Here is a 404-nt window from a genome sequence, read left to right as displayed (position 1 = left end):
CGCGGCGAAGTCCTGGCCGGAGTGCTTGTTGGCCCAGCGGTCACCACCGATACCGAAGGTGGAGCCCTTCACATAGCTGTCCACCGGCTTCACCCAGGAAGCGGGAGCCTTCGCGGCGGCCTGGGTGGCGGTCTGCCGCTTCGAACGGTCGGCGGTCTCCTGACCGGCGCGCTCCGCGGCGGCGGCCTCGGCCGCGGCCTTGCCCTCGGCGGCCTTCTTCTGCGCCTTCGCCTGGGCGGTGACCGCCTCGGCGCCGGCGCGCTCCTCGGCGACCCGCGTCGCGGTGGTCCCGGTGGCGGTGTTCTCGGTCTCGCCCTGGGTGCCCAGCGCGACTCCGGTCCCCAGCACGGCGGTGGCTCCGACACCGGCGGCCATGAAGGCGGCGCGGCGGCGCAGGGGAGTCA

At 75.0% G+C, this 404-nt stretch carries 1 pseudogene; it reads right to left on the bottom strand.

Going from position 1 to position 404, the window contains the following annotated elements:
* A pseudogene (locus IF83_RS33950) lies at window positions 1–404 on the bottom strand (hypothetical protein); the annotation flags it as partial.

Origin of the sequence: Streptomyces albus subsp. albus, from assembly GCF_000719865.1 — a bacterium.
Taxonomy (GTDB): domain Bacteria; phylum Actinomycetota; class Actinomycetes; order Streptomycetales; family Streptomycetaceae; genus Streptomyces; species Streptomyces albus_E.
The sequence above is the reverse complement of the archived record's forward strand: the minus strand, read 5'-3'. Positions and strand labels throughout refer to the sequence as shown.